20 protein-coding genes are annotated in these 22,477 nt (G+C 63.3%); 12 read left to right on the top strand and 8 right to left on the bottom strand.

Features of this window, described 5'->3' with window-relative positions; genetic code table 11:
* The first annotated feature begins 271 nt into the window (after positions 1 to 271).
* Positions 272 to 445 (top strand): hypothetical protein, encoded by a 174-nt coding sequence (locus A3OM_RS25715; protein WP_018042807.1) that lies wholly within the window; start codon positions 272 to 274, stop codon positions 443 to 445.
* Between the two features lie 73 nt (positions 446 to 518).
* Here A3OM_RS25715 and A3OM_RS0105895 read toward each other — a convergent pair whose 3' ends face one another.
* Positions 519 to 1,850 carry an MFS transporter gene (locus A3OM_RS0105895; protein WP_018042806.1) on the bottom strand — a complete coding sequence of 444 codons (1,332 nt, stop codon included), beginning with the start codon at positions 1,848 to 1,850 and terminating at the stop codon, positions 519 to 521.
* A gap of 368 nt (positions 1,851 to 2,218) precedes the next feature.
* Here A3OM_RS0105895 and cyoA point away from each other — a divergent pair, with 368 nt between their 5' ends.
* The 5 genes from cyoA to A3OM_RS0105870 all read left to right on the top strand — a co-directional run bounded on the left by cyoA (position 2,219) and on the right by A3OM_RS0105870 (position 7,376).
* Positions 2,219 to 3,343, top strand: coding sequence for a ubiquinol oxidase subunit II (gene cyoA / locus A3OM_RS0105890; RefSeq protein WP_026175763.1), 1,125 nt, complete (start codon positions 2,219 to 2,221; stop codon positions 3,341 to 3,343).
* A gap of 132 nt (positions 3,344 to 3,475) precedes the next feature.
* Positions 3,476 to 5,479: a cytochrome o ubiquinol oxidase subunit I gene (cyoB, locus tag A3OM_RS0105885; protein ID WP_018042804.1), complete on the top strand. Its 2,004-nt coding sequence runs from the start codon at positions 3,476 to 3,478 to the stop codon at positions 5,477 to 5,479.
* Positions 5,480 to 5,484: 5 nt separating this feature from the next.
* Positions 5,485 to 6,114: a cytochrome o ubiquinol oxidase subunit III gene (gene cyoC / locus A3OM_RS0105880; RefSeq protein ID WP_018042803.1), complete on the top strand. Its 630-nt coding sequence runs from the start codon at positions 5,485 to 5,487 to the stop codon at positions 6,112 to 6,114.
* On the top strand, positions 6,111 to 6,512 hold the full coding sequence (cyoD, locus tag A3OM_RS0105875) for a cytochrome o ubiquinol oxidase subunit IV (protein WP_018042802.1): 402 nt from the start codon (positions 6,111 to 6,113) through the stop codon (positions 6,510 to 6,512). The genes cyoC and cyoD overlap by 4 nt, the downstream gene beginning before the upstream one ends.
* 120 nt (positions 6,513 to 6,632) lie before the next feature.
* Positions 6,633 to 7,376 carry an SURF1 family protein gene (locus A3OM_RS0105870; protein WP_018042801.1) on the top strand — a complete coding sequence of 248 codons (744 nt, stop codon included), beginning with the start codon at positions 6,633 to 6,635 and terminating at the stop codon, positions 7,374 to 7,376.
* 4 nt (positions 7,377 to 7,380) lie between these two features.
* Here the strand turns inward: A3OM_RS0105870 and A3OM_RS0105865 are convergent, their stop codons facing one another.
* The 5 genes from A3OM_RS0105865 to A3OM_RS0105845 form a co-directional block, all read right to left on the bottom strand.
* Complete coding sequence (locus A3OM_RS0105865) at positions 7,381 to 9,471, bottom strand: prolyl oligopeptidase family serine peptidase (RefSeq protein ID WP_018042800.1); 2,091 nt, start codon at positions 9,469 to 9,471, stop codon at positions 7,381 to 7,383.
* Positions 9,472 to 9,569: 98 nt separating this feature from the next.
* Positions 9,570 to 9,821 carry a hypothetical protein gene (locus tag A3OM_RS0105860; protein ID WP_018042799.1) on the bottom strand — a complete coding sequence of 84 codons (252 nt, stop codon included), beginning with the start codon at positions 9,819 to 9,821 and terminating at the stop codon, positions 9,570 to 9,572.
* Between the two features lie 83 nt (positions 9,822 to 9,904).
* Positions 9,905 to 10,384 carry a 30S ribosomal protein S9 gene (rpsI, locus tag A3OM_RS0105855; protein ID WP_026175762.1) on the bottom strand — a complete coding sequence of 160 codons (480 nt, stop codon included), beginning with the start codon at positions 10,382 to 10,384 and terminating at the stop codon, positions 9,905 to 9,907.
* A gap of 2 nt (positions 10,385 to 10,386) precedes the next feature.
* The gene (gene rplM / locus A3OM_RS0105850; RefSeq protein WP_018042797.1) at positions 10,387 to 10,848 is read right to left on the bottom strand and encodes a 50S ribosomal protein L13; all 462 of its coding nucleotides are present in this window, start codon (positions 10,846 to 10,848) and stop codon (positions 10,387 to 10,389) included.
* 763 nt (positions 10,849 to 11,611) lie between these two features.
* A complete protein-coding gene (locus tag A3OM_RS0105845; RefSeq protein ID WP_018042796.1) occupies positions 11,612 to 12,028 on the bottom strand; it encodes a PaaI family thioesterase in 417 nt (138 codons plus the stop codon).
* A 76-nt stretch (positions 12,029 to 12,104) separates the two neighbouring features.
* Between A3OM_RS0105845 and A3OM_RS0105840 the strand changes: the two genes are divergently transcribed.
* The 3 genes from A3OM_RS0105840 (at position 12,105) to A3OM_RS25705 (ending at position 15,214) form a co-directional block, all read left to right on the top strand.
* Positions 12,105 to 12,662 carry a CoA-binding protein gene (locus A3OM_RS0105840; RefSeq protein WP_018042795.1) on the top strand — a complete coding sequence of 186 codons (558 nt, stop codon included), beginning with the start codon at positions 12,105 to 12,107 and terminating at the stop codon, positions 12,660 to 12,662.
* A gap of 65 nt (positions 12,663 to 12,727) precedes the next feature.
* Positions 12,728 to 13,549 (top strand): hypothetical protein, encoded by an 822-nt coding sequence (locus A3OM_RS25710; protein ID WP_157196438.1) that lies wholly within the window; start codon positions 12,728 to 12,730, stop codon positions 13,547 to 13,549.
* 3 nt (positions 13,550 to 13,552) lie between these two features.
* Complete coding sequence (locus tag A3OM_RS25705; protein ID WP_157196437.1) at positions 13,553 to 15,214, top strand: hypothetical protein; 1,662 nt, start codon at positions 13,553 to 13,555, stop codon at positions 15,212 to 15,214.
* A 13-nt stretch (positions 15,215 to 15,227) separates the two neighbouring features.
* Here the strand turns inward: A3OM_RS25705 and A3OM_RS0105835 are convergent, their stop codons facing one another.
* Entirely contained in the window at positions 15,228 to 16,511 is a 1,284-nt protein-coding gene (locus A3OM_RS0105835; protein ID WP_018042794.1) for an MFS transporter, read from the bottom strand.
* 437 nt (positions 16,512 to 16,948) lie between these two features.
* Between A3OM_RS0105835 and A3OM_RS0105830 the strand changes: the two genes are divergently transcribed.
* From A3OM_RS0105830 to A3OM_RS0105820, 3 genes are all read left to right on the top strand, one after another.
* Positions 16,949 to 18,229: an O-acetylhomoserine aminocarboxypropyltransferase gene (locus tag A3OM_RS0105830; protein ID WP_018042793.1), complete on the top strand. Its 1,281-nt coding sequence runs from the start codon at positions 16,949 to 16,951 to the stop codon at positions 18,227 to 18,229.
* Between the two features lie 109 nt (positions 18,230 to 18,338).
* Positions 18,339 to 18,737, top strand: a complete 399-nt coding sequence (locus A3OM_RS0105825; RefSeq protein WP_018042792.1) for a response regulator — start codon at positions 18,339 to 18,341, stop codon at positions 18,735 to 18,737.
* A gap of 35 nt (positions 18,738 to 18,772) precedes the next feature.
* Positions 18,773 to 20,071 carry an aminotransferase class I/II-fold pyridoxal phosphate-dependent enzyme gene (locus A3OM_RS0105820; protein WP_018042791.1) on the top strand — a complete coding sequence of 433 codons (1,299 nt, stop codon included), beginning with the start codon at positions 18,773 to 18,775 and terminating at the stop codon, positions 20,069 to 20,071.
* Here A3OM_RS0105820 and A3OM_RS23510 read toward each other — a convergent pair whose 3' ends face one another.
* Entirely contained in the window at positions 20,072 to 22,417 is a 2,346-nt protein-coding gene (locus tag A3OM_RS23510; RefSeq protein ID WP_051074302.1) for a bifunctional diguanylate cyclase/phosphodiesterase, read from the bottom strand.
* Positions 22,418 to 22,477 lie beyond the last annotated feature (60 nt).

Below are 22,477 nucleotides of genomic sequence, written 5' to 3'. Positions count from 1 at the left end.
GACGCTCGTTTTCGCAGGTCTCGCATCTTTCACGGTTCTGGCGACTGGCGTGGGTACGGCCGAAGCATCGTGCCTGCGACAGGTCACCAACCGGTCCACATTCACCCTGGTGGTGGGCCAGGAGGGTAGTCCCACCGTGACGGTTCGCCCCGGCACCTCCAGATCGATCAGGCTCGATGGACCGGCCCCTGTTGATGTCTCGGGCTATTGTGGCGGAGTGCCGCGTGGTGGCGAGCCCGTCGGACAACCGGTCCTTCGACGAAGTTTCGCTGTGACCGCCGTGAAGGACCGCTGCTTCTACCAGGTCGGCAATGGCTTCTTTGAGCGTGAGCTTGGTCCGAGCTTCTTCCCGCGTGAGGATGCCGGCGCTTTTGCCCTCAATAATCCGCGTAAGGGAGATCTCGCACTCGGTCCGTCCGCTGCCGCCTGCGCCGCCATCCGCTGAGCGACGAGCTGGAACGAGAAAGGCCCGCATGATGGCATGCGGGCCTTTCTTCATAGAGCCTCTTACCCAGGAATCAGTAAGCAGCGACCTTCCGGTTGATGACGAGCGCGCTCAGGGTCGCGACCGCGCCGGACAGGAGATAGACGCCGACCCAGGCCAGGCCGAACCGGCTCGACAGGCTGAGTGCCACGAGCGGCGCGAAGCCGGCTCCGATCAGCCATGCGAGGTCCGAGGTAAGCGCAGCGCCGGTATAGCGGTAGCGCGTCCCGAGATTCTCGGTCACCGATCCGGAGGTCTGGCCGTAGGAGAGGCCGAGCAGACCGAAGCCGACGAGGACGTAGATCGTCTGACCGGTCTCGCTATCACCAAACAGCAGGGGCGCGAGGATGCTGGCGAGGCTGAACAGGCCGATGAGGCTCGCTGCGATTCCCACCAGTCTGCGCCGGCCCACCTGATCCGCCACGATTCCTGAGATCACGATCGCGCCAGCAAAGACGATGGACCCGACGAACTGCACCAGCAGGAACTCGCCGGCCGAGCGTTTCGTGAACAAGGTGATCCAGCTGATCGGGAAGATGCTGACGAGGTGGAACAGCGCGAAACTCGCCAGCGGCACGAAAGCGCCGATGAGGACGGTCCGGCCCTGTGCGCGAATCATCTCCCAGACCGGGGTCGGGGCGAGTTCACGGGTCTCTAGCAGCTGAGTGAACTCCTCCGTCGCGACGAGGCGAAGCCGGGCGAAGAGGGCGACCACGTTCACCGCAAAGGCAACGTAGAACGGATACCGCCAGCCCCAATCGAGGAAGTCGTCCATGGTCAGATTGGCGAGGAAGAACGAGAATAAGGCACTGGCGAGCCCGAAGCCGATGGGCGCTCCAAGCTGCGGGATCATCGCGTACCAGCCCTTGCGATCGCTGGGTGCCTTGATCGACAGGAGCGAAGCAAGGCCGTCCCAGGCTCCCCCGAGGGCGAGCCCCTGCCCTATCCGAAAGGCAGCGAGCAGCCAGATCGAGGCCATGCCGATGCTGTGATAGGTCGGCAGAAAGGCGATCGACACCGTAGAGCCGCCGAGCAGGAACAGGGCGATGGTCAGCTTCACACCCCGCCCGTGCCGCCGGTCGATCTCCATGAAGATCACCGAACCGATGGGCCGCGCGACGAAGGCGAGGGCGAAGAGAGCGAACGCGTAGAGCGTCCCATCCAGCGCCGGCACGAACGGGAAGAAGACCTTCGGGAAGATCAATACCGAGGCGATGCCGAAGACGAAGAAGTCGAAGAACTCCGACGTCCGGCCGATGAGGACGCCGACGGCAATGTCGCCGGGGGCGACTTCGGGTTCGGTAGCGCCGGCCCGGGCACCTGTGCTCAGATGCGGCGGGGTCTGCAACGCGTAATCTTGGCTCATGGACGGCCACATTCGCTGCTTGAAGGGTGGGAGGACACGCCGCACTTGGCGCGCCCCTGTGTTCCGATTATGAAGGCTTGTTGCACTGCGGCAAAGCGATGCAACGGAACGTTTCGCGGATCGCTATGGCATATTGTCCGCGATTGATGCTCCCCTTCTTACTGCCTCTCGTCAGAGAAATCAGCTATGCTCTAAACGCCCGGCTGATTGAAGCCGCAGGCCCTTGCCAGGGCGCCTTTGCACTGCGCAGGAGAAGCCCGTATCGAACCGGTGTCGCGGTAAGCGGTCCGGTCCGAACCGCCGCTTCTCGTAAACCAGATGTTTCCTCCCGACGTTCCGTCCACGGACGTCTCACTGCAGCCGGCCGGATGTCATCCAGATCCTTGCGCGCTCTCGCTATCCTGCCTCTCGTGGCCCTTCTGTCGGGCTGCAACATGGTCGTCATGCAACCCGCGGGCGACATCGCCACGCGGCAGCGTGACCTGATCGTTGCCTCGACGGGGCTGATGCTGCTGATCATCTTACCCGTGATCGCATTCACGCTCTTCTTCGCCTGGCGCTACCGTCAGTCGAACACCGAAGCCGAGTACGATCCGGACTGGCACCACTCGACGCAGCTCGAGGTGCTGATCTGGTCCGCCCCGCTCGTGATCATCATCGCCCTTGGCGCGCTGACTTGGATCAGCACGCATACGCTCGATCCCTACCGGCCCCTCAGCCGCATCGACGCCTCGCGGCCCCTCTCGCCGGATGTGAAGCCGTTGACCGTGGAGGTCGTGGCCCTCGACTGGAAATGGCTGTTCTTCTACCCCGATCTCGGCATCGCCACGGTGAACGAGCTCGCGGCACCGGTGGATGTGCCGATCAACTTCAAGATCACCTCGGCCTCCATGATGAACTCGTTCTTCATCCCGGCGCTGGCGGGGCAGATCTACGCCATGGCCGGCATGGAGACGAAGTTGCACGCCGTCATCAACAAGGCGGGCGTCTACGAAGGCTTCTCGGCCAATTACAGCGGCGAGGGCTTCTCGCGGATGAACTTCAAGTTCCACGGCGTAACCCAGGAAGGGTTCGACCAATGGGTGGCCAAGGCGAAAGCCGAAGGTAAGGAGCTCACCCGCGACGCCTTCATCGCGCTGGAAAAGCCGAGCGAGCGTGAGCCGGTGAGCTACTACTCCTCCGTCGCGCCAGGCCTCTACAACGCGATCCTCAACATGTGTGTGATCGACGGTAAGATGTGCATGGGCGAGATGATGAGCATCGATTCAAAGGGCGGCGCCGGCAAGGAAAGCCACGCCAACCAAGAGCGGCTCCGCTACGACAACCGTCATGCCGTCCGCGGCGAGGAGGCGCAGGGTGCGACGTTCCCTGCCTCCGAGAAGAAGCCGCGTACCCAAGAGGTCGACCCCGCCAAGGGGCATGACCACCACCACGACCATTCCGGGCCGGACACGAAGCAAAGCGACCCTGCCCCGGCGCAATTGAACCGCTAGGCCGACGCGATGACGCGCGGCCTTCGGGACAGGCGCGTCACGGCGACGGCACCACTAAATTGAACCCATGAGAGACGGGTACCGAGTCGATCGGTACGTCCCCTCGCCGACAACCGGGAACGAAGCGATCCCATGTTTGCCAATCTCGATCTTCAGAAGCTCGTCTTCGGGCGCCTGACTCTCGAAGCCATCCCATATCACGAGCCGATCCTGCTCGTGACCTTCATCGGCGTCGCCATCGGTGGCGTCGGGCTTCTGGGCCTCATCACCTACATGCGCTGGTGGGGTCCGCTGTGGCGCGACTGGTTCACCTCCGTCGACCACAAGAAGATCGGCATCATGTATGTGGTGCTCGCCCTGGTGATGCTGCTTCGCGGCTTCTCCGATGCGCTCCTCATGCGTTCGCAACAGGCCATGGCGTTCGGTGCCAACGAAGGCTATCTGCCGCCGCATCATTACGACCAGATCTTCACTGCCCATGGCGTGATCATGATCTTCTTCGTGGCGATGCCCCTGGTCACCGGCCTGATGAACTTCGTCGTGCCGCTGCAGATCGGCGCGCGCGACGTGTCGTTCCCGTTCCTCAACAATTTCAGCTTCTGGATGACCGTCAGCGGTGCCGCGACGATCATGGCCTCGCTGTTCGTCGGCGAGTTCGCCCGCACTGGATGGCTCGCCTATCCCCCGCTCTCCGGCCCTGCCGGCAGCCCGGGCGTGGGCGTCGACTATTACATCTGGGGTCTCCAGATCGCCGGTATCGGCACCCTGCTCTCGGGGATCAACCTGATCGCCACCATCGTGAAGATGCGTGCCCCCGGCATGACGATGATGAAGATGCCGATCTTCACCTGGACCGCCCTCTGTACGAACATCCTCATCGTCGCCGCATTCCCGATCCTCACGGCCGTTCTCGCGCTGCTCTCCCTCGACCGCTACGTGGGCACGCACTTCTTCTCGAACGACCTCGGCGGCAACCCGATGATGTACGTGAACCTCATCTGGATCTGGGGTCACCCGGAGGTCTACATCCTGATCCTGCCGGCCTTCGGCGTCTTCTCGGAGATCGTCTCGACCTTCTCCGGCAAGCGGCTCTTCGGCTACGCGTCCATGGTCTACGCCACCGTGGTCATCACGATCCTGTCCTACCTCGTCTGGCTGCACCACTTCTTCACGATGGGATCGGGCGCCTCCGTGAATTCGTTCTTCGGCATCACGACGATGATCATCTCGATCCCGACGGGGGCGAAGCTCTTCAACTGGCTCTTCACCATGTACAAGGGCCGCATCCGCTTCGAGGAGCCGATGCTCTGGGCCATCGGCTTCATGGTGACCTTTACGATCGGCGGCATGACCGGCGTTCTGCTCGCCGTGCCCCCGGCCGATTTCGTGCTGCACAACAGCCTGTTCCTCATCGCCCACTTCCACAACGTCATCATCGGCGGCGTGCTGTTCGGCATGCTGGCCGGCATCACCTACTGGTTCCCGAAGGCCTTCGGCTTCCGGCTCGACCCGTTCTGGGGGAAGATGTCGTTCTGGTTCTGGCTCTCGGGCTTCTACTTCGCCTTTATGCCGCTCTACGTCCTCGGCCTGATGGGCGTGACCCGCCGCGTCCAGCATTTCGACGACCCGTCGCTGCAGATCTGGTTCATCATCGCCGCCTTCGGCGCCGGTCTGATCGCCCTCGGCATCCTCTCCTTCATCATCCAGCTCGTGGTGAGCTTCATGCGGCGCGAAGCATTGCGTGACCACACCGGCGATCCGTGGGGCGGCCGGACCCTCGAATGGTCGACCTCCTCCCCGCCGCCGGACTACAACTTCGCCTTCACGCCGGTGATCCACGACCACGATGCGTGGTCGGACATGAAGCGTCGCGGCTATGCGCGACCGCTCAAGGGCTTTCGTCCGATCCACATGCCAAAGAACACCGGTACGGGCATGATCCTGGGTATCCTCAGCATCGGCTTCTCGTTCGGTATGATCTGGTACATCTGGTGGCTTGCGGCGCTGACCTTCATCGCCATGGCCGTCGTCGCCATCGGTCACACGTTCAACTACAACCGCGACTTCTACATCTCGGCCGACGCCGTCATCGGTACCGAGACTGAACGTACGCGGATGCTCGAAGGTCGGGTCTGAGAACCATGGCGTCGCATTCCCCCACCCTCGCCAAGGACGGCGAGGCACCCTCCTTCTACATGGAGGAGGATCACCATCCCGAAGGCGGCACCATGCTCGGCTTCTGGATCTACCTGATGAGCGATTGCCTCATCTTCGCGGCCCTGTTTGCCACATACGCCGTTCTCGGTCGCAACTATGCGGCAGGTCCGTCCCCGAAGGACCTGTTCGACCTGCCGCTGGTGGCGCTGAACACCTCGATGCTGCTGTTCTCCTCCATCACCTATGGCTTTGCCATGCTGGAGATGGCCAAGGGCGAACAACGGCGGATGCAGCTTTGGCTCGGCGTGACCGGCCTGTTCGGCCTCGCCTTCATTGGACTCGAACTCTACGAGTTCGCCCACCTCATCCATGAGGGCGCCGGACCCCAGCGTAGCGCCTTCCTGTCGTCGTTCTTCACGCTGGTAGGCACCCACGGCCTGCACGTGACCCTCGGCCTCGTCTGGCTCATCGTCCTGATGGTTCAGACCGAACGGAAGGGCCTGATCCCGGAGAACCGGCGGCGCCTTCAGTGCCTGTCGATGTTCTGGCACTTCCTCGACGTCATCTGGATCGGCGTCTTCACCTTCGTCTACCTCATGGGAGTGCTGCAATGAGCGCCGCCAGCCAGTCCGCCCATGCCGCTGACCATGAAGAGGACGTGAAGGGCCACGGCGACCAGAGCGGTCATGGCTCCTTCAAGGGCTACGTCACCGGCTTCGTGCTCTCCGTCATCCTCACCGCCATTCCGTTCTGGCTGGTGATGGGCGATGTGCTTGGAAACCCCCGCCTCACGGGCCTTGTCATCATGGGGTTCGGCGTGGTGCAGATCGTGGTCCACATGGTCTACTTCCTCCACATGAACACCAAGTCCGAGGGTGGGTGGACGATCCTTGCGCTGATCTTCACCCTGACGCTCGTGGTGATCACGCTCACGGGCTCCGTCTGGGTGATGTATCATCTGAACACCAACATGATGCCGATGACGCCGACCAGCCTCCATCAGCACCATTAGCGCATCGCCCCGGAACGGTATCCTGTTCGCTAGACAGACGATGCGACACCGGAAGCCCATGGCCCTGTCCCGGATGCGAAATCCGCGGCGGGGCCATGGCTTTTGTGCCGACCCGCCCCGATGAATACGGGGAGGTCCTCGCAACGCGCGACGCCGACGCTTGCCGCGATCGGCGTCCTGACACTCGTGGCCGTAGTGGCTTTCGCGGCACTCGGGACATGGCAGGTGCAGCGCCGCGCGTGGAAGCACGACCTGATCGCCCGGGTCGACGCGAGGATCCAAGCCGATCCGGTCCCCGCGCCAGGGCGCGCTGCCTGGCCCGCGCTTGATGTCGGGACAGACGCCTACAAGCGCGTCGTCGCCACCGGGACCTTCGCATATGACCGGGAGACCCTGGTCCAGGCGGTCACGGAACTCGGCGGCGGTTTCTGGGTGATGACGCCGCTGGTGGGGGCCGATGGTTCCACCATCCTTGTCAATCGCGGCTTCGTTCCGGCGCAGATGCGCGATCCCGCGACCCGCGAGATCGGTCGGCGGGCGGGTGAGGGCCGCGTCACTGGTCTGCTGCGATTGTCCGAGCCCGGTGGCGGTTTCCTCCGCCGCAACGACCCCGCTGCCGATCGCTGGTACTCGCGCGATGTGGCGGCCATCGCCGCTTCGCGTGGCCTCGGCTCGACCGCGCCTTACTTCATCGATGCCGATGCGGAGCCCAATCCCGGCGGGTATCCCGTGGGCGGGCTCACCGTGGTCGCCTTCAGCGACAACCACCTCGTTTACGCGCTGACTTGGTATGCGCTCGCCATCATGGCGGCGGCCGGTGGCGCTTATGTGATCCGCGACGGGATGCGCCGACGCGACGCCTGACCGGTCAGCCCTCCTCCGGAACCCAGCCGATGGACTGCCGGAGGAATCCCATGCCGAGGGCGAGGAAAGCGGCCGTCTCGGAATTGTCCTTGCCATAGCCGTGGCCGCCGGCCGCCGGCTCGAAGAAGGCCGGGTCGTAGCCGAGATGGCGCAGCTTCTCCGCCATCTTGCGGGCATGCCCCGGATGGACGCGGTCGTCCCGTCGTGTGGTGGCGATGAGGATCGGGGGATAGGGCTGGCCCGCTTCAACCGTGTGATAGGCCGAGATGGCGCCGAGGAAGCTCCAATCCGCCTCCACATCGGGGTCGCCGTACTCGGCGATCCAGCTCGCGCCCGCCAGGAGTTTCGAATAGCGCCGCATGTCGATGAGCGGGATCGTGCAGAACAGGGCGCCGAAGTGCTCGGGGTAGCGGGTCAGCATGTTGGCGATGAGGAGGCCGCCATTCGAGCCGCCCTGCGCGGCGATGCGCTGGGGTTTCGTGATGCCGCGCGCCACGAGATCCGCCGCCACCGCCGCGAAATCGTCATGCGCCAGCGCCTTGCCCTCGCGCCGGCCGGCCTGATGCCAGCGGGTGCCGAACTCGCCGCCGCCCCGGATGTTGGCGACGACGCCGATGCCGCCCTTCTCCAGCCAGAGTTTGCCGAGCACGGCCTGGTAGGTGGGAAGCAGCGAGATCTGGAAGCCGCCATAGGCTGACAGATGCACGGGCGTGTCACCGCTCGCCTCGGCGGGGCCGACCTGGACGTAGGGGATACGCTCGCCGTCCACCGAGACGGCCTCGTGGCGGGTGACCGTCAACCCCTTGGTGTCGAAGGCCGATGGCGTCGTGCGCAGGATGGTGGGAGCCGAGAGATCGCCGGGGATCGACAGCAGCGTCGGCGGCGTCAGCGGATCTTGAACCATCGCGAGCAGAGACCCGTCCGACTCGCTCGGCTCGGAATCGAAGGGCCAGACGGACACGCTGCCGATCTCCGGCAGGCCCGGAAGGCCGAGGCGGTTCCAGCCGCCCTCCTCCGGTTCGAACACGCTGTAGGACGGGCGCAGATCGTCCAGGGCATCGACTATGAGGCGCGGTCCGGCCCAGGACACGTTCTGCAGCGCCCTGCGGTCGGAGGGCGTCCACAACACGGTGAAGGCGCGATCCCCATCGAGGAAGGCCGGTAGGCCGATGGCTAGGACCGTATCGGGCACGTGGAGCGCGCCGCCGATGCTCCAGTCCGAGCGGGTCCGGATGACGAGATGGTCGCCGTGGAGGGAGATTTCGGCGTCGGTGGGGGCATCGATGCGGTGGGTCGGCCCAGTTCGGTCGCCGATATGCAGGATGCCGTCGAAGAAGCCGGTGCGCTCCATGAACACCACGCGCTCGGAGGGCGCGGCGTGGTCGACCTCGCCCCACAGGCCCATATTCTCGGGCGCGGTCTCGAACAGGATGGTGGCCGCGAGCGGGTCCTGGCCGCGCGTCCAGAGCCGGACCGTGCGCGAATAGCCGGAGCGGGTGGCCATGCCCTCGCCGAGGGCGCTGGACAGGATCAGCGTGTCGCGGTCGAGCCAATCGGCCCCGCCTTTCGCTTCGGGCAGGGTGAAACCGTCGGCGACGAAGCTGAGCGTCGGCAGGTCGAACTCGCGCAGGATGGTGGCGTCGCCCCCTCCCCGGCTCAGCTTCAGCAGGGCGCGGTCATGGGTGCCGGGGATGAGCGTCGCGCCGCCCCAAACCCAATCCACGCCTTCGGTTTTTGCCAGGGCGTCGATGTCGAGGAGGGTTTCCCAGGCGGGGGAGCCGGCGCGGTAGGAGGCTTCGTCGGTGCGCCGCCACAGGCCGAGGGGATGCTCGGCATCGCGCCAGACGTTGTAGAGGAGCTGGCCGCGCCGTGACACGAGGGGGATCTTGTCAGGCCGGTCGAGGATGGCCTTCACCGCCTCGCGGTCGCGCTCCATGACAGGGTCGGTGAAGCGGGCCAGCGTCTCGGCATTGCGCACCTCGACCCAGGCGACGGCCTCCGCACCCTCGACCTCTTCGAGCCAGAGATGGGGGTCGTCATCGGGTTCGGCGCGGGTGGGGCGGGGGTCGAAGGAGGGGGTCGTCGGCTGGCTCATGCCCCGAAACTAGGGCGATTCCACCGGAATGGCGACGGCTTCCGAGCGGAATCGGCCCCCCCTTTCGACCGGTACGCGACGGGTCTTCGCGCGAATCTCTAACCCTCGAGCGTTCCCCAGCTCGGCTTCCATGCGCTCTGCGGATCGATGACCACGATTTCCATGCCGCCCTCGTTGGCCACGTGGACGGCGATGCCGAAGGCCTGGGCGATGGGAAGCACGCCGGTGGTGCTGAACTGGCGTCCGTCGGCGAGCTTCACTTCGCCCTTCACCTCGCCGCCGGCCTTCGACAGGCAGAGCGTGACCGCGGTGACGACGGGGGCGTGAACGCGCCGGAAGACGTTGGGCATCGAGTGACCTTCGGACTGTGTCGCGACAAACGAAAAGGGCGGCACGAGGCCGCCCTTTCCAAAACTCGAGAGAACCGAAACGCTCAGCGCTTCGAGAACTGGAAGCTGCGGCGAGCCTTCTTGCGGCCGTACTTCTTGCGCTCGACCACGCGGCTGTCGCGGGTCAGGAAGCCTTCGCGCTTCAGGGGCGCGCGGAGTTCCGGCTCGTAATAGGTGAGCGCCTTGGACAGGCCGTGACGGACGGCGCCGGCCTGGCCGGAGAGACCGCCGCCATGCACCGTGACCGTGATGTCGTACTGGTCGACGCGGTTGGCGATGGTGAGCGGCTGGCGCAGGATCATGCGCAGCACGGGGCGGGCGAAGTAGGTCTCGACCGTGCGGCCGTTGACCACCACGGTGCCGTTGCCGGGCTTGATCCAGACGCGGGCGACCGCGTCCTTGCGCTTGCCGGTGGCATAGGCGCGGCCTTGGGCGTCGAGCTTCTGAACGTGGACGGGAGCCGCGTTCTCGGGATCTTCGACGTTGGCGCGGTTCAGGTCGGAGAGGGACTGGAGGGTCGCCATGATCAAGCGCTCACGTTCTTGCGGTTGAGGCTGCCGACGTCGAGCGCCTGCGGCTGCTGGGCGGTGTGGGGATGCTCGGTGCCCTTGTAGACCCGGAGGTTGCCCATGATCTGGCGGAACAGCGGTCCACGGGGGAGCATGCGCTCCACGGCCTTCTCGACCACGCGCTCGGGGAACCGGCCGTCGAGGATGAACTTCGCGGTCCGCTCCTTGATGCCGCCCGGGTAGCCGGTGTGGTGGTAATACACCTTCTGCTCGCGCTTGCGGCCGGTGAACTTCACCTTCTCGGCGTTGATGACGATGACGTTGTCGCCGCAATCGACGTGGGGCGTGTAGGAAGGCTTGTGCTTTCCACGCAGGCGCATCGCGATGATGGTGGCGAGCCGGCCGACGACCAGACCCTCCGCATCGACGATGATCCACTTCTTGTCGACGTCGGCGGGCTTCAGAGAAAAGGTCTTCATCCCGTGGCGTTCCGTATGATGTCTTGCAAAACGATGCGCCGCCACGTGAGACACGCAGCGGCGTTGGAGGCTGCAATACGGGGCCACGGGTGAGTCGTCAAGGCATTTCCGATGAGGGAAATCGGCAAAAACCTCAAGGAAACGAAGCATTTCGGGGTTGAGGTATCAGGATACCGCATCCTTCGCGCTCCCCTCCCACCCGCGACCTCATCCTGAGGCGCCCGCGCCAGCGCGCCTCGAAGGAGCCCTCCAGCCATCTTGCGTGATCTGGACCCCTCCTTCGAGGCCTCCGCTGCGCTGCGGCGCCTCAGGATGAGGTGGATGGGTGGGAATGGCCGGGTGCTTCGGCGGGTTCGAGAATGGGCACGTCGCCATCGGTCAGCCAGATCGGCTGAAACGTGAGGAAGCTTGACTGTCGGGGGCTGGGCTATCCGGCCCCCCCCTCTCCCCGCACGCGGGGAGGGAGAGGGGATGCTCACGGCGGGCGAGGATTTCGCGCGGACCGCCAGCGTCGATGGGCTTTCTACTTATCAGGATGTGCGCTTCCCCCTCTCCCCGCGTGCGGGGAGAGGATCACAGGCACCCTGTCGTGCCTGTGATGAGCGGAGCGAGGGTGAGGGGGCGTCGCCGGACGAGGCTCCCCCGGAACCGCCCCCTCACCCTCGGCTGCCGCCTCGACGCGCCGACGACGGGGGCGTCGCGTCCCTCTCCCCGCGAGCGGGGAGAGGGAATGCTTACGCCGGACCGGCGGAGGGTCACGTGCTCACCGCTCCGGCGGGATCGAGTACGTCCCCGTGGCGTGGCAGACGAGGTCGTCGGAGCCGGTGGCGAAGAGGCGTGCCTCCCCCACCGCGAGGCGCTTGCCGAGCTTGAGGAGCGTGGCCTCGGCGACGAGGCCGGTGGGGCCGGGCTTGCGCAGGAAGTTGAAGGAGAGGTTCGTCGTCACCGCGAGGCCCACCGGGCCGATATTGGCGAGGATCGCCGCGTAGAGGGCGTAATCGGCCAGCGCCATCATGGCCGGGCCGGAGATCGTGCCGCCGGGGCGCAGGAAGCGCTCGTGATGGTCGAGCCGCATCCGCGCGGAGAGCGGACCCACCGATTCGAGGTGGAAGGCCGGCCCGTCATGGTTCATCTGCGGGAAGTCCCGCTCCAGAAAGGCGATGGTCTCGGAAAGGCTCATGGCAGTCGTCATGACCCGCCTTGCAGCATGCGCCGCGATGGCGGACAAGTCTCGGGCTTCGTTTTCAAGAGTTCCGATGACCCAGCCCGACGCTGCCCAGCCCGACACCTCGCGCCACGACCGCTATCCCGATGCGCTGATCCGCCGGCTCCTCACGGAGACGAAGACCATCGCCCTCGTGGGCGCGTCCGCGAATCCGGCCCGGCCGAGCTGGATCGTGCTGAAATACCTGCTGTCGCGGGGCTACGACGTGATCCCGGTCAATCCCGGCCTCGCCGGGCAGATGCTGCTGGGCAAGCCCGTCGCCGCCCGCCTCGCCGACCTCCCCGGCCCCGTCGACATGGTCGAGATTTTTCGGAACTCCGACGCGGCCGGTGGCCTCGTGGACGAGGCCCTCGCCTTGCCGGTGCTGCCGAAGATCGTCTGGATGCAGCTCGGCGTCCGCGACGATGACGCCGCCGCCCGCGCCGAGGCGGCGGGCCTCACCGTGGTGATGAACCGCTGCCCCAAGATCGAGTACGGGCGGATCTCGGGTGAGATCGGCTGGACCGGAGTGAATTCGCGGATCTTGAGTTCGAAGCGGCCGCTTTTGGGGGGTAAGGGGTTGCAAAGGCTGACGATTGAGCGGGGGTAGTCAACAAGAATGCCAGTAAATATTGTTTTTGCATTTCATATTTTCTAGGCGTGGAGGAAATAACAATGAATTTAGATAACCGGAAAAGAGCGCTTAATGAAGTCGTTAGTCTTGATGCCTGGCATAAGGGTTTTACTAAATCTCGAAAAGCGTCAGATTTGCATGTTGACGTTACATTCTCGGAAGGAAGGATTGGTGAAGACTCGGATTCAAACGTTAGATTTCGCTTATCCCTGAAACAGGCGCAAATCGTTGTCGTTGTTCCCCCTAATGAACCTGCAAAGGTACAGGTGGCAACTGTCCGGCGCGAAGATAAAGACGTAAAAGTAAAAACAGAAAAGGTGCTCACTTCCAAAAACAAGGGAAATATTGGGTTAAGTGCAAATGCTGACGCGGGAGCGAATCAGCTAAATGCTTCAGTAAAAGCGGGTGTTGAGATATCATCTGAAGCTTTAAGGCTGAAAACGATAAAGATCCTGGAAAAAGCCTATGCGATGACGGCAACTCAATTTCGGACGCGAGATGAGCATTATGCTTGGCGTATCGAGCCGGCTGCAGAGAATATTCTGAACGGAAAGCCATGGAATGCGACTAGAGAGCCTCGAATGAAGATTGAGGATACTCGAGCAGATCGGGAGAAGGGAATTGAGCCAAGCATAAGAGTCGAAATCAGATGCCGACGAGAAGACTTTGAGATCAGAGATATTATGTATAAAAATGGCGGTACCTGGGGAAATTTATTAGAACACCATTTTAATCAGAATAAAATTCTTGCAGCACAAGCTGTCATACGAACCCGATTGTTCGAGTCTGGTTTACTGCATGGCGAACTAAGTGATCCTTTCGCAGAAATCACGATTTGTGCAATCATATCAGAGGTATCTTAGTTGATGAGGAAAGGATTGTTTTATAATATTGAGAAGATATTGTTTTCATCTACAATGGAGCTTCGATTGCTTGCTGAAATAGCAGGCGAAGATCCCGCCACCTTGTTCATAGGCACGGTGATGGATGATGCTGATATACGCGGTCAGGATTTGCGTGGAATGTGCTTTACGCATCTTGATATAAATAAAGTAAAGAGCGATTCTAATACAAAATGGGATAATATTATAGACAAATCTGGGAACCTGATTCCCTGTCCGCACAATATTTCTTATGCAATCAAATCGGCTTCTGCAATAATATTATTAAAAAATCTGCGTTATCAAGGCGGGCCATCACTTTTAGGGTTGCGCAAGCTGAAAGGAGCAGTCGTATTTAATCAAGATGAAGAGCAGGCGTTTCGAGAAGTTTCTAAGTCATTTGAGGGAGCAAAAATCGTCATAATCGAGTCTGTAAGAAAATTAGACTCGATAGGACTTATTAAGGAAGATTTTGACTCTAAGACGATTATCCTAGCCGCTTATAGTGGAGGATATAGGTTTCTTGACAAATATGAGTACAAATTTGCAAAATTCTTAATTGGACCTCTTGTTTTAGTTCCCATGCCAGCATTGTCAAAATTTGGTGTTATGCCAACAATGTCAGGCCCAATGATTGATTTAGTTGCGTTGATTATAAATAACTGGAATAAATTTTACAAACAAGCTTATGAATATGGAGTATCGATTTTCTTTCGAGCTAAAGGAGTAGGTCAAGATCCAATATCTGATGCTTGGTGTCAAATACTCAATAGTGTTACTCGCTCAGGTCTTGGCGGCTGTGATGGGCTGACAATAATAGGCTCGGGGCAAGAAGCCGATGGTAAATTACCCCATCGTTTATTCGCATCGCTTGAAACATCATATTTTGATGTTCCGGTATCCTTAGCAAGAAGCTTCGATGGGGGAGTATTAATTGATCCTAGGCATAGAACTGCCAATGCTGACGAATCTTATAAGGCCGCTGTCCGTATACTATTGGAGCAGAGTGGGTGGCATTTGAATAAGCCGGGGTTCTCGCTGAAGAACCCTAGTTCTGACGTGCGAATTAGTAATGGTGGGAAAGAGTTTTTTATCGAAATTAGTGGCGAGATATTGGATAGGCAAGCATGGCGAACTAATAATGATTGGTATCAAAAAGAATTAGATATTTATCGGATTGAGCGAGTTATAGTTAGTGAGGAAATTTCTGACCGCCAACTCGTTGGTGAACTCGTAAATTATGGTCGATTATGGGTAACCGCTCGCGATATATGCAATTTTGATGCAAAACATGGCTCCATTTGGAGCGTTATATCCCAACAAATGCGACGCGTTGGCCGGTCAATCAATCTGCCAATTCGAACAATTTATCTGGCTATTATTATTAGGATAGCAATAAGTTACAGTACCTTGAACTCTGAAGATATTGCTTTGCTAAGAAATATTTTCACTGATCCAGCCTTTGGTGATAAGTATGTTCTAAGTCAACGGTATACGAAAAAACTCGGGAAAAATTCAGCAATATCTAGGGCTACCGTTGATTTAAAAAGAAAATATATCGACGGTAGAATCGAAAGCGTATTAGAAATTGACTTAGACATGACCTACGATGGTCCCTTGATATCAAGGATTGAAAGGATGATTTAGTTATTCGGGAGATTTAAATGCTATTCTTCCCCGTCTCCTCCATCAGCGCCACAGCCACAAAGCTAACCCCAGCCGCCACAGCTAAATAAAGCCCAACCCAACCGATCCCGCCCCAGTCACTCAGCCGCTGCGCCAGATACGGCGCGGCGGAAGCGCCCAGGATGCCGGCGAGGTTGTAGGTCACCGAGGCGCCGGTGTAGCGGACGCGGGTGGGGAAGAGTTCGGGCAGCAGGGCGCCCATGGGGCCGAACAGCCAGCCCATGGCGAAGAGGCCCAGACACAGGAAGCCCAGCACCAGGCCGCCCTGCCCGCTCCCCAGCATCGGGCCGAGCAGCAGGCCGAGCGAGGCGGTGAAGGCGAGGCCGGTGAGGAGGACGGGGCGGCGGCCGTAGCGGTCGGCGGCCCAGCCCGAGAGCGGGATGCCGAGGGCCATAAACAGCACGGCGACGCATTCGAACAGCAGGAAGGTCGGCCGGTCGAAGCCGAGTTTCGAGACGCCGTAGCTCAGGGCAAAGACGGTGGAGAGGTAGAACACCGCGTAGCAGGCCACCATGGCGAAGGTGCCGAGCAGGGTCGCCTTGATGTATTTCGTGAAGATGGTGGCCAGCGGCACGCGCTCGGGCGGGGCCTTCTCCATGGCGGCCTTGAAGACCGGGGTCTCGGTGAGCTTCAGGCGGACATAGAGCCCGACGCCGACGAGCACGGCGGAGGCGAGGAACGGGATGCGCCAGCCCCAGGCCTGGAAATCGGCCGGGGTCAGAGCGAGGGCGAGGCCAAGGAAGCCCAGATTGGCGGTGATGAAGCCCACCGGCGCGCCGAGCTGCGGGAAGATGCCGTAGAGGGCGCGTCGCCCCGGCGGGGCGTTCTCCACCGCCAGCAGGGCCGCGCCGCCCCATTCGCCGCCAAAGCCGATGCCCTGGCCGAAGCGCAGCACGCAGAGCGCGAAGGGCGCCCACCACCCGGCGGTGGCATAGGTCGGCAGGCAGCCGATGAGCACTGTGGAGAGGCCCATGATCATCAGCGAAGCCACCAGCGTCGCCTTGCGCCCGACCCGATCGCCGAAATGCCCGAAGAACGCCGCCCCCAGCGGCCGCGCGATGAAGGCGATGGAGAAGGTGGCGAAGGCCGCCAGCGTTTGCACCGAGGGATCGTCGGCCGAGAAGAAGATCGGCCCGATCACCAGGGCGGCGGCCGTGGCGTAGACGTAGAAATCGTAGAACTCGATCGCCGTGCCGACGAAGCTGGCGATGAGGATCCGCGCGGCGGGAACGGGAGGGGGCGGAGCAGGCTGAAGCATGTGCGGCGCTATAACCGCAGGCGGGGCCGAGTGCCATGCGAATTCGTGCAGGATCGTGCCGAGGGGGTGCCCCCCTCTCCCCGCCGGGCGGGGAGAGGATCGTGGACACCTCGTTGTGTCCGCGATGAGCGCAGGCGAAGCCGGAGCGAGGGTGAGGGGGTATCGCCGAGTGGTGCTCTTCCGGACGCACCCCCTCACCCTCGGCTGCCGCCTCGACGCGCTCCCCGACGAGGGGGAGACGCGTCCCTCTCCCCGCCCGGCGGGGAGAGGCGCCCTCCACCCGCACGTCACCACCCACCCTTGACCCGCGCGCATCGTCCGCCATAAAGAACTTCTGTTCGTTTAAGCGGAACGAGGGCGCGGCTCCTCTTCCGTCTGGCCCGGCACAGGCGCTAGAACGATGTCCAGTGCGTGCCCGCCGGCCCCCGGAGTAAGTGATGACCGACCGTATCCCAGGCTTCAACACGCTGGCGATCCATGCCGGCGCCGCTCCCGATGCCACCACGGGTGCGCGGGCCACGCCGATCTACCAGACCACGTCCTTCGTGTTCGACGACGTGGACCACGCCGCCTCGCTGTTCGGGCTGCAGGCCTTCGGCAACATCTATTCGCGCATCACCAACCCCACCAACGCGGTGCTGGAAGAGCGCATCGCGGCGCTGGAGGGCGGCACCGCCGCCGTGGCGGTGGCCTCGGGCCACGCGGCCGAGTTCCTCACCATGCACGCGCTGATGCAGCCGGGCGACGAGTTCATCGCGGCCAACAAGCTCTATGGCGGCTCGATCAACCAGTTCAACCATTCCTACAAGAGTTTCGGCTGGAACGTGGTCTGGGCCGATACGGACGACCCGGATTCGTTCGAGCGGGCCATCACCCCGCGCACCAAGGCGATCTTCTGTGAATCCATCGCCAATCCGGGCGGGGTGATCACCGACATCGCCGCCCTGTCGGTGATCGCCCGGCGCCACAAGATCCCGCTCATCGTCGACAACACCATGGCGACGCCGTACCTGATCCGCCCCTTCGAGCACGGGGCCGACATCGTCGTGCATTCGGCCACCAAGTTCCTCGGCGGCCACGGCAATTCCATCGGCGGCCTCGTGGTCGACGGCGGCACTTTCCCCTGGGCCGGCGACGACCGCTACCCGATGCTGTCGCAGCCGCGCCCCGAATATTCCGGCATGGTCCTGTCCGAGACCTTCGGCAATTTCGGCTTCGCCATCGCCATCCGGGTGCTGGGCCTGCGCGATCTCGGCCCGGCGCTCTCGCCGTTCAACGCCTTCCTCATCCTCAACGGCATCGAGACCCTGCCCCTGCGGATGCAGCGCCATTGCGACAACGCGCTCGAGGTCGCCACCCATCTCAACGCCCATCCGGCGGTGGAGTGGGTGAGCTATCCGGGGCTGGAGACCGACAAGTATCACCAGCTCGCCCGGCGCTACACGCCGCTCGGCTCCGGCTCGGTCTTCACCATCGGCCTCAAGGGCGGCTACGAGGCCGGCGTGAAGCTGGTGGCCAATCTCCAGCTGTTCTCCCATGTGGCGAATATCGGCGACACCCGCTCGCTGGTGATCCACCCGGCCTCCACCACCCACCGCCAGCTCACCGACGCGCAGAAATCCGCGGCCGGGGCCGGGCCGGAAGTGGTGCGCCTCTCCATCGGCATCGAGGACCCGGCCGACCTGATCGAGGATCTCGACGCGGCGTTAAGCGCTTGATTTTGCTGGCAGGCCTGTGCGCGACCCCGGCCCGACGCCCCCGGGTTGACCCTCGGCGGCGTCGGGACTACCCCGCGAACCAATCCCCCATCGAGATCGTTCGCATTGCATGACGCATGATCCTTTCGAGACTTCCGGCGAGCCCCCGGTCATCCTCCTGGTGGAAGACGACGGCCTCCTCCTGATGGAGGCGGCCGATACCCTGGTCGATGCGGGGTTCCGCGTCCTCGAAGCGCCGCAGGCCGACAAGGCGCTCACCATCCTCGAACGCAACGAGGAGATCGACCTGATGATGACCGACGTGGACATGCCGCAGGGCTCCATGGACGGGTTCGCGCTGGCCCGCCTCGTCGCCCATCGCTGGCCGACGATCCCCGTCCTCGTCGTCTCCGGCATGGGCACGCCCGGTCCGCACGACATGCCCGAGGGCGCGCGCTTCATCCCGAAGCCCTACGCGCCCACCACCCTGGTCCGGACATTGCGGGCCTTCGCCAGGCGCGCTGCCTGACCCCGCCACCTCTTTCGAAGATCGCGACGCCCATCATGGCCACCGAGACCCGCCCGCTCCGCTTCGCCACCCAGGCCGTCCATGCCGGCGCGGCACCCGACCCCGCCACGGGCGCGCGCGTCCAGCCGATCTACTTCACCAACGGCTTCGTGTTCGAATCCACCGAGCAGGCCGCCGACATCTTCGCCATGCGGCGCACCGGCTTCTCCTACTCGCGCGGCTCGAACCCCACCGTGGCCGCCCTGGAGCGCCGCGTCGCCGCCCTGGAAGGCGCCAAGGCGGCCGTGGCCGTCTCCTCGGGCCAGTCCGCCCTACTCCTCGTGCTGATGACGCTGATGAAGAGCGGGGACGCTTATGTGGCCTCGCCGCGCCTGTTCGGCGGCTCGCTGGGGCTGATGAACCGGCTCGACGCCCGCTACGACCTCAAGCCGCTCTTCGCCAAGGGCCTGACGCCCGCCGATTTCGAGGCCGCGATCACGCCGCAGACGAAGGCCATCGTCTGCGAGTCGATCGTCAATCCCTGCGCCACGGTGATGGACATCGCCGGCATCGCCGAGGTCGCCAAGCGCCACAACCTGCCCCTGGTGGTGGATAACACCCTCGCCTCCCCGGCCCTGATCCGGCCGATCGAGCACGGGGCCGACATCGTGTTCCACTCGACCTCGAAGTTCCTCGGCGGGTCCGGCCAGACCATCGGCGGCATCATCTGCGACGCGGGCACGTTCGACTGGCCGGCGGCCGTGGGGCGCTACAACCTCATCACCGAGCCCTGGGCCGATTACGACGGGCTGGTCGTCTCCGACCGCTTCCCCGATTTCAGCTTCGCGGTCGCCTGTCGACTCTTCGGCCTGCGCGACCTCGGCCCCGGCCTGTCGCCGATGAACGCCTTCCTGACGCTCACCGGCATCGAGACCCTGCCCCTGCGGATGAAGCGGCATTGTTCGAACGCCAAGGCGGTGGCCGCCTTCCTCAAGGACCATCCGGCGGTGGCATGGGTGAGCTATCCGGCGCTGCCCGGCCAGAAGGGCGAGGAACTGGCCGCCCGCTACGTGCCCGATGGGCCGGGCTCGATCTTTACCTTCGCGCTGAAGGGCGGAGAGCCGGCGGCCGTGAAGTTCATCATGGGCCTGGAGCTCGTCTCGCACCTCGTGAATATCGGCGAGATCAAATCCCTGGCGATCCACCCGGCCACCACGACGCACCGCCAGCTGAGCGCGGCCGACAAGGCGGCGGCCCTGGTCGGGCCGGAGACGGTACGCCTGTCCATCGGCCTGGAGAATGTCGAGGATCTGATCGCCGATATCGCCCAGGCGCTGGATCAGGCCGCCGCCTGATCAGGCGAATTTGAGCGCGGCGGAGACCGCCGCTCCCAGGGAGGCGGCTCTGCCGCCGTGCTTCTTCAGGAACCACGGCACCCGGCTCTGCGGCATGGGCTTGCTGTACAGGTAACCCTGCGCATAGGCGCAGCCCTGCTCGCGTAGGAATTCCGCCTGCGCCTCGGTCTCGACACCCTCCGCGGTGACGTCGAGGCCGAGATTCTGGCCGAGCTGCACCACCGCCGTGACGATGGCGGCATCGTTGGGGTCTCGTTCGAGGTCGCGCACGAAGCTGCGGTCGACCTTGATCTCGTCCACCGGATATTGCTTCAGGTGGGTGAGGGAGGCGTAACCGGTTCCGAAGTCGTCCAGGGCGACGCGGATGCCGGCGCGGTGCAAGTCCGAGAGGATCGCCGAGACGCGGTCGCCATGGCCGCCGAGGAGCACCGTCTCCGTCACTTCCACGCCGATCCTGTCATGGGCGAGCCCCGCGGCGGAGAGATCGGCGATCAGGCATTCGGCGAGGTTGTCCTGCGCGAACTGCGCCGAGGACAGGTTCAGGAACACCCGGCCGGGATCGTACCCTTGCGCGATCCATCCCGCGATGTCGGCGAAGATCTGGCGCGCCAGGACATGGCCGACCGCGATCCCGATCTCCGCATCGTCGAAGACCGTCGAGAAACTAGCCGGCGAGAGGAGGCCGCGGGTGGGATGCTGCCACCGCGCCAGGGCTTCGAAGCCGATGATCCGACCCGAGGCGAGGCTGATCTTGGGTTGATAATAGGGGATCAGGCCGCCGACTTCGAGCGTCGACCTCATCTCGCGGGCGACGGAGACGCGATGTTCGATATCCGCCCGAAGCGCCGGAATGAAGAGCGTCGCGCGGTTTCGTCCGGCCGCCTTGGCCGCGTAGAGGGCGAGGTCCGCGTTGGTGAAGAGGTCGGTCGAATTGGCGGCGTGTTCCGGGTAGAGGGCGAGGCCGAGACTGGCGCGGAGCGAGACCACGCGCCCCGATACCCCCATCGCCGGTTTCAGCACGTCGAGGATCGCCCGTGACAGGGCATGGATGCGCCGGCTCGGCTGGTGACGGTCTTTCTCGCAGGGCGCGATGATGACGAACTCGTCGCCACCGAGGCGGGCGACGAGATCGTGTTCGCCGATGGCTTTGCCGAGACGCCGGGCGACCTCCTTGAGCACCGCGTCGCCCGCCTCGTGGCCGAGGGTGTCGTTCACTTCCTTGAACGCATCGAGATCGATGAGGATGAGGCCGATGCGCTCTCCCGACGCCTCTGCCCGGCTCAGCGCCGCATCGAGGGTGGTCTGGAACAGGGCGCGGTTCGGCAGGCCGGTGAGGACGTCGCGCTGGGCAGCGAGGCGGATCCGCTCTTCCACCGCCTTGCGGCTCGTCATGTCGACGAGGCTCGAAATGATGCGGGTCGACCCGTCCATCTCGACGGTGACCGCCGACAGCATGGCGTCCCGTCGCACCCGCCCCTGGGCTCCCGTGCTGATCTCGATCTCGTCGGCGGTGCCGGTCCTGTCGAGTTCCGCCTGGATCAGGCGGCGGGCATCCCCGCCGAGAAGATCGCGCGTCCTGTATTGTGTCAGGTCTTCCCCGTCGTCGAGCCCGTAGAAGCGGTTGGCGGCGTCGTTGGCATCCACGATCTGGCCGTCGTCCCGGCGGGACACCACGATCGGGATCGGCACCGCCTTGAACATGGTCTCGAACAGGCGGCGGCTTTCCGCCAGTTCCGTGTTGGCACGGCGCTCGGCCTGGGTCGCCATCCATTCCAGACGCCTGAGGCGGTTCGACCGCACCACGAACAGCAGCATCGCGATGTTGGACACCAGCACCGCGAGGCAGATGCCGAATGCCGTGGATGGCAGGGGGCCGGGCAGGAGATAGCCCGCCGTGAGCGCGACCGACGCGATTGCGCTGCTCGCCACGCTCCAGAAGAAGCGCGTCGGCACGACGATCATGTAGATCGCGGGCAGCAGGAGCATGACGAAGAGCGCGATGTCCGACCGCGACGAGCACAGGAGCGCGACGCAGCCGGCGACGATGATCTCCCACGTCACCATGACGGCCTGCAGCCTGCCGAAGCTCGCGACGTTCCGGGTTGCCAGCAAACAGATGAGGGAGATCAGGATGACGCCGCTACGGGCCGGTACGGCGACCCAGAAATGGGTCTGTCCCGCAAAGCGCCAGTCACTCAGGAGAAAGAGCGTGTTGAGGAGAACGCCGCAGAGGAAGACCAGCCGGGCATGGCGCAGGGTCTCGGGCAGGCGCTCCTGCTGGAACGCCGTTTCCCGCTCGACCGAGACGAATTCGCCGCCAATGGCGCTGAGACGATGCTTCCACATGGTGCATCACACTCTCACGCAATCGTCGCGCAGGCGTTAAGAACCGGCTGGACCGATAAC

Origin of the sequence: Methylobacterium sp. 88A (assembly GCF_000376345.1) — a bacterium.
Lineage (GTDB): Bacteria > Pseudomonadota > Alphaproteobacteria > Rhizobiales > Beijerinckiaceae > Methylobacterium > Methylobacterium bullatum.
Note: the sequence above shows the minus strand (reverse complement) of the source record. Positions and strands in the feature narration are given on the sequence as shown.

What these genes read in the sequence shown, in the direction of transcription:
- A3OM_RS0105895 (WP_018042806.1), bottom strand. Translation starts at nt 1,850, where the DNA reads ATGAGCCAAGATTACGCGTTGCAGACCCCGCCGCATCTGAGCACAGGT.
- cyoA (WP_026175763.1), top strand. Translation starts at nt 2,219, where the DNA reads ATGTCATCCAGATCCTTGCGCGCTCTCGCTATCCTGCCTCTCGTGGCC.
- cyoB (WP_018042804.1), top strand. Translation starts at nt 3,476, where the DNA reads ATGTTTGCCAATCTCGATCTTCAGAAGCTCGTCTTCGGGCGCCTGACT.
- cyoC (WP_018042803.1), top strand. Translation starts at nt 5,485, where the DNA reads ATGGCGTCGCATTCCCCCACCCTCGCCAAGGACGGCGAGGCACCCTCC.
- cyoD (WP_018042802.1), top strand. Translation starts at nt 6,111, where the DNA reads ATGAGCGCCGCCAGCCAGTCCGCCCATGCCGCTGACCATGAAGAGGAC.
- A3OM_RS0105870 (WP_018042801.1), top strand. Translation starts at nt 6,633, where the DNA reads ATGAATACGGGGAGGTCCTCGCAACGCGCGACGCCGACGCTTGCCGCG.
- A3OM_RS0105865 (WP_018042800.1), bottom strand. Translation starts at nt 9,471, where the DNA reads ATGAGCCAGCCGACGACCCCCTCCTTCGACCCCCGCCCCACCCGCGCC.
- A3OM_RS0105860 (WP_018042799.1), bottom strand. Translation starts at nt 9,821, where the DNA reads ATGCCCAACGTCTTCCGGCGCGTTCACGCCCCCGTCGTCACCGCGGTC.
- rpsI (WP_026175762.1), bottom strand. Translation starts at nt 10,384, where the DNA reads ATGGCGACCCTCCAGTCCCTCTCCGACCTGAACCGCGCCAACGTCGAA.
- rplM (WP_018042797.1), bottom strand. Translation starts at nt 10,848, where the DNA reads ATGAAGACCTTTTCTCTGAAGCCCGCCGACGTCGACAAGAAGTGGATC.
- A3OM_RS0105845 (WP_018042796.1), bottom strand. Translation starts at nt 12,028, where the DNA reads ATGAGCCTTTCCGAGACCATCGCCTTTCTGGAGCGGGACTTCCCGCAG.
- A3OM_RS0105840 (WP_018042795.1), top strand. Translation starts at nt 12,105, where the DNA reads ATGACCCAGCCCGACGCTGCCCAGCCCGACACCTCGCGCCACGACCGC.
- A3OM_RS25710 (WP_157196438.1), top strand. Translation starts at nt 12,728, where the DNA reads ATGAATTTAGATAACCGGAAAAGAGCGCTTAATGAAGTCGTTAGTCTT.
- A3OM_RS25705 (WP_157196437.1), top strand. Translation starts at nt 13,553, where the DNA reads ATGAGGAAAGGATTGTTTTATAATATTGAGAAGATATTGTTTTCATCT.
- A3OM_RS0105835 (WP_018042794.1), bottom strand. Translation starts at nt 16,511, where the DNA reads ATGCTTCAGCCTGCTCCGCCCCCTCCCGTTCCCGCCGCGCGGATCCTC.
- A3OM_RS0105830 (WP_018042793.1), top strand. Translation starts at nt 16,949, where the DNA reads ATGACCGACCGTATCCCAGGCTTCAACACGCTGGCGATCCATGCCGGC.
- A3OM_RS0105825 (WP_018042792.1), top strand. Translation starts at nt 18,339, where the DNA reads ATGACGCATGATCCTTTCGAGACTTCCGGCGAGCCCCCGGTCATCCTC.
- A3OM_RS0105820 (WP_018042791.1), top strand. Translation starts at nt 18,773, where the DNA reads ATGGCCACCGAGACCCGCCCGCTCCGCTTCGCCACCCAGGCCGTCCAT.
- A3OM_RS23510 (WP_051074302.1), bottom strand. Translation starts at nt 22,417, where the DNA reads ATGTGGAAGCATCGTCTCAGCGCCATTGGCGGCGAATTCGTCTCGGTC.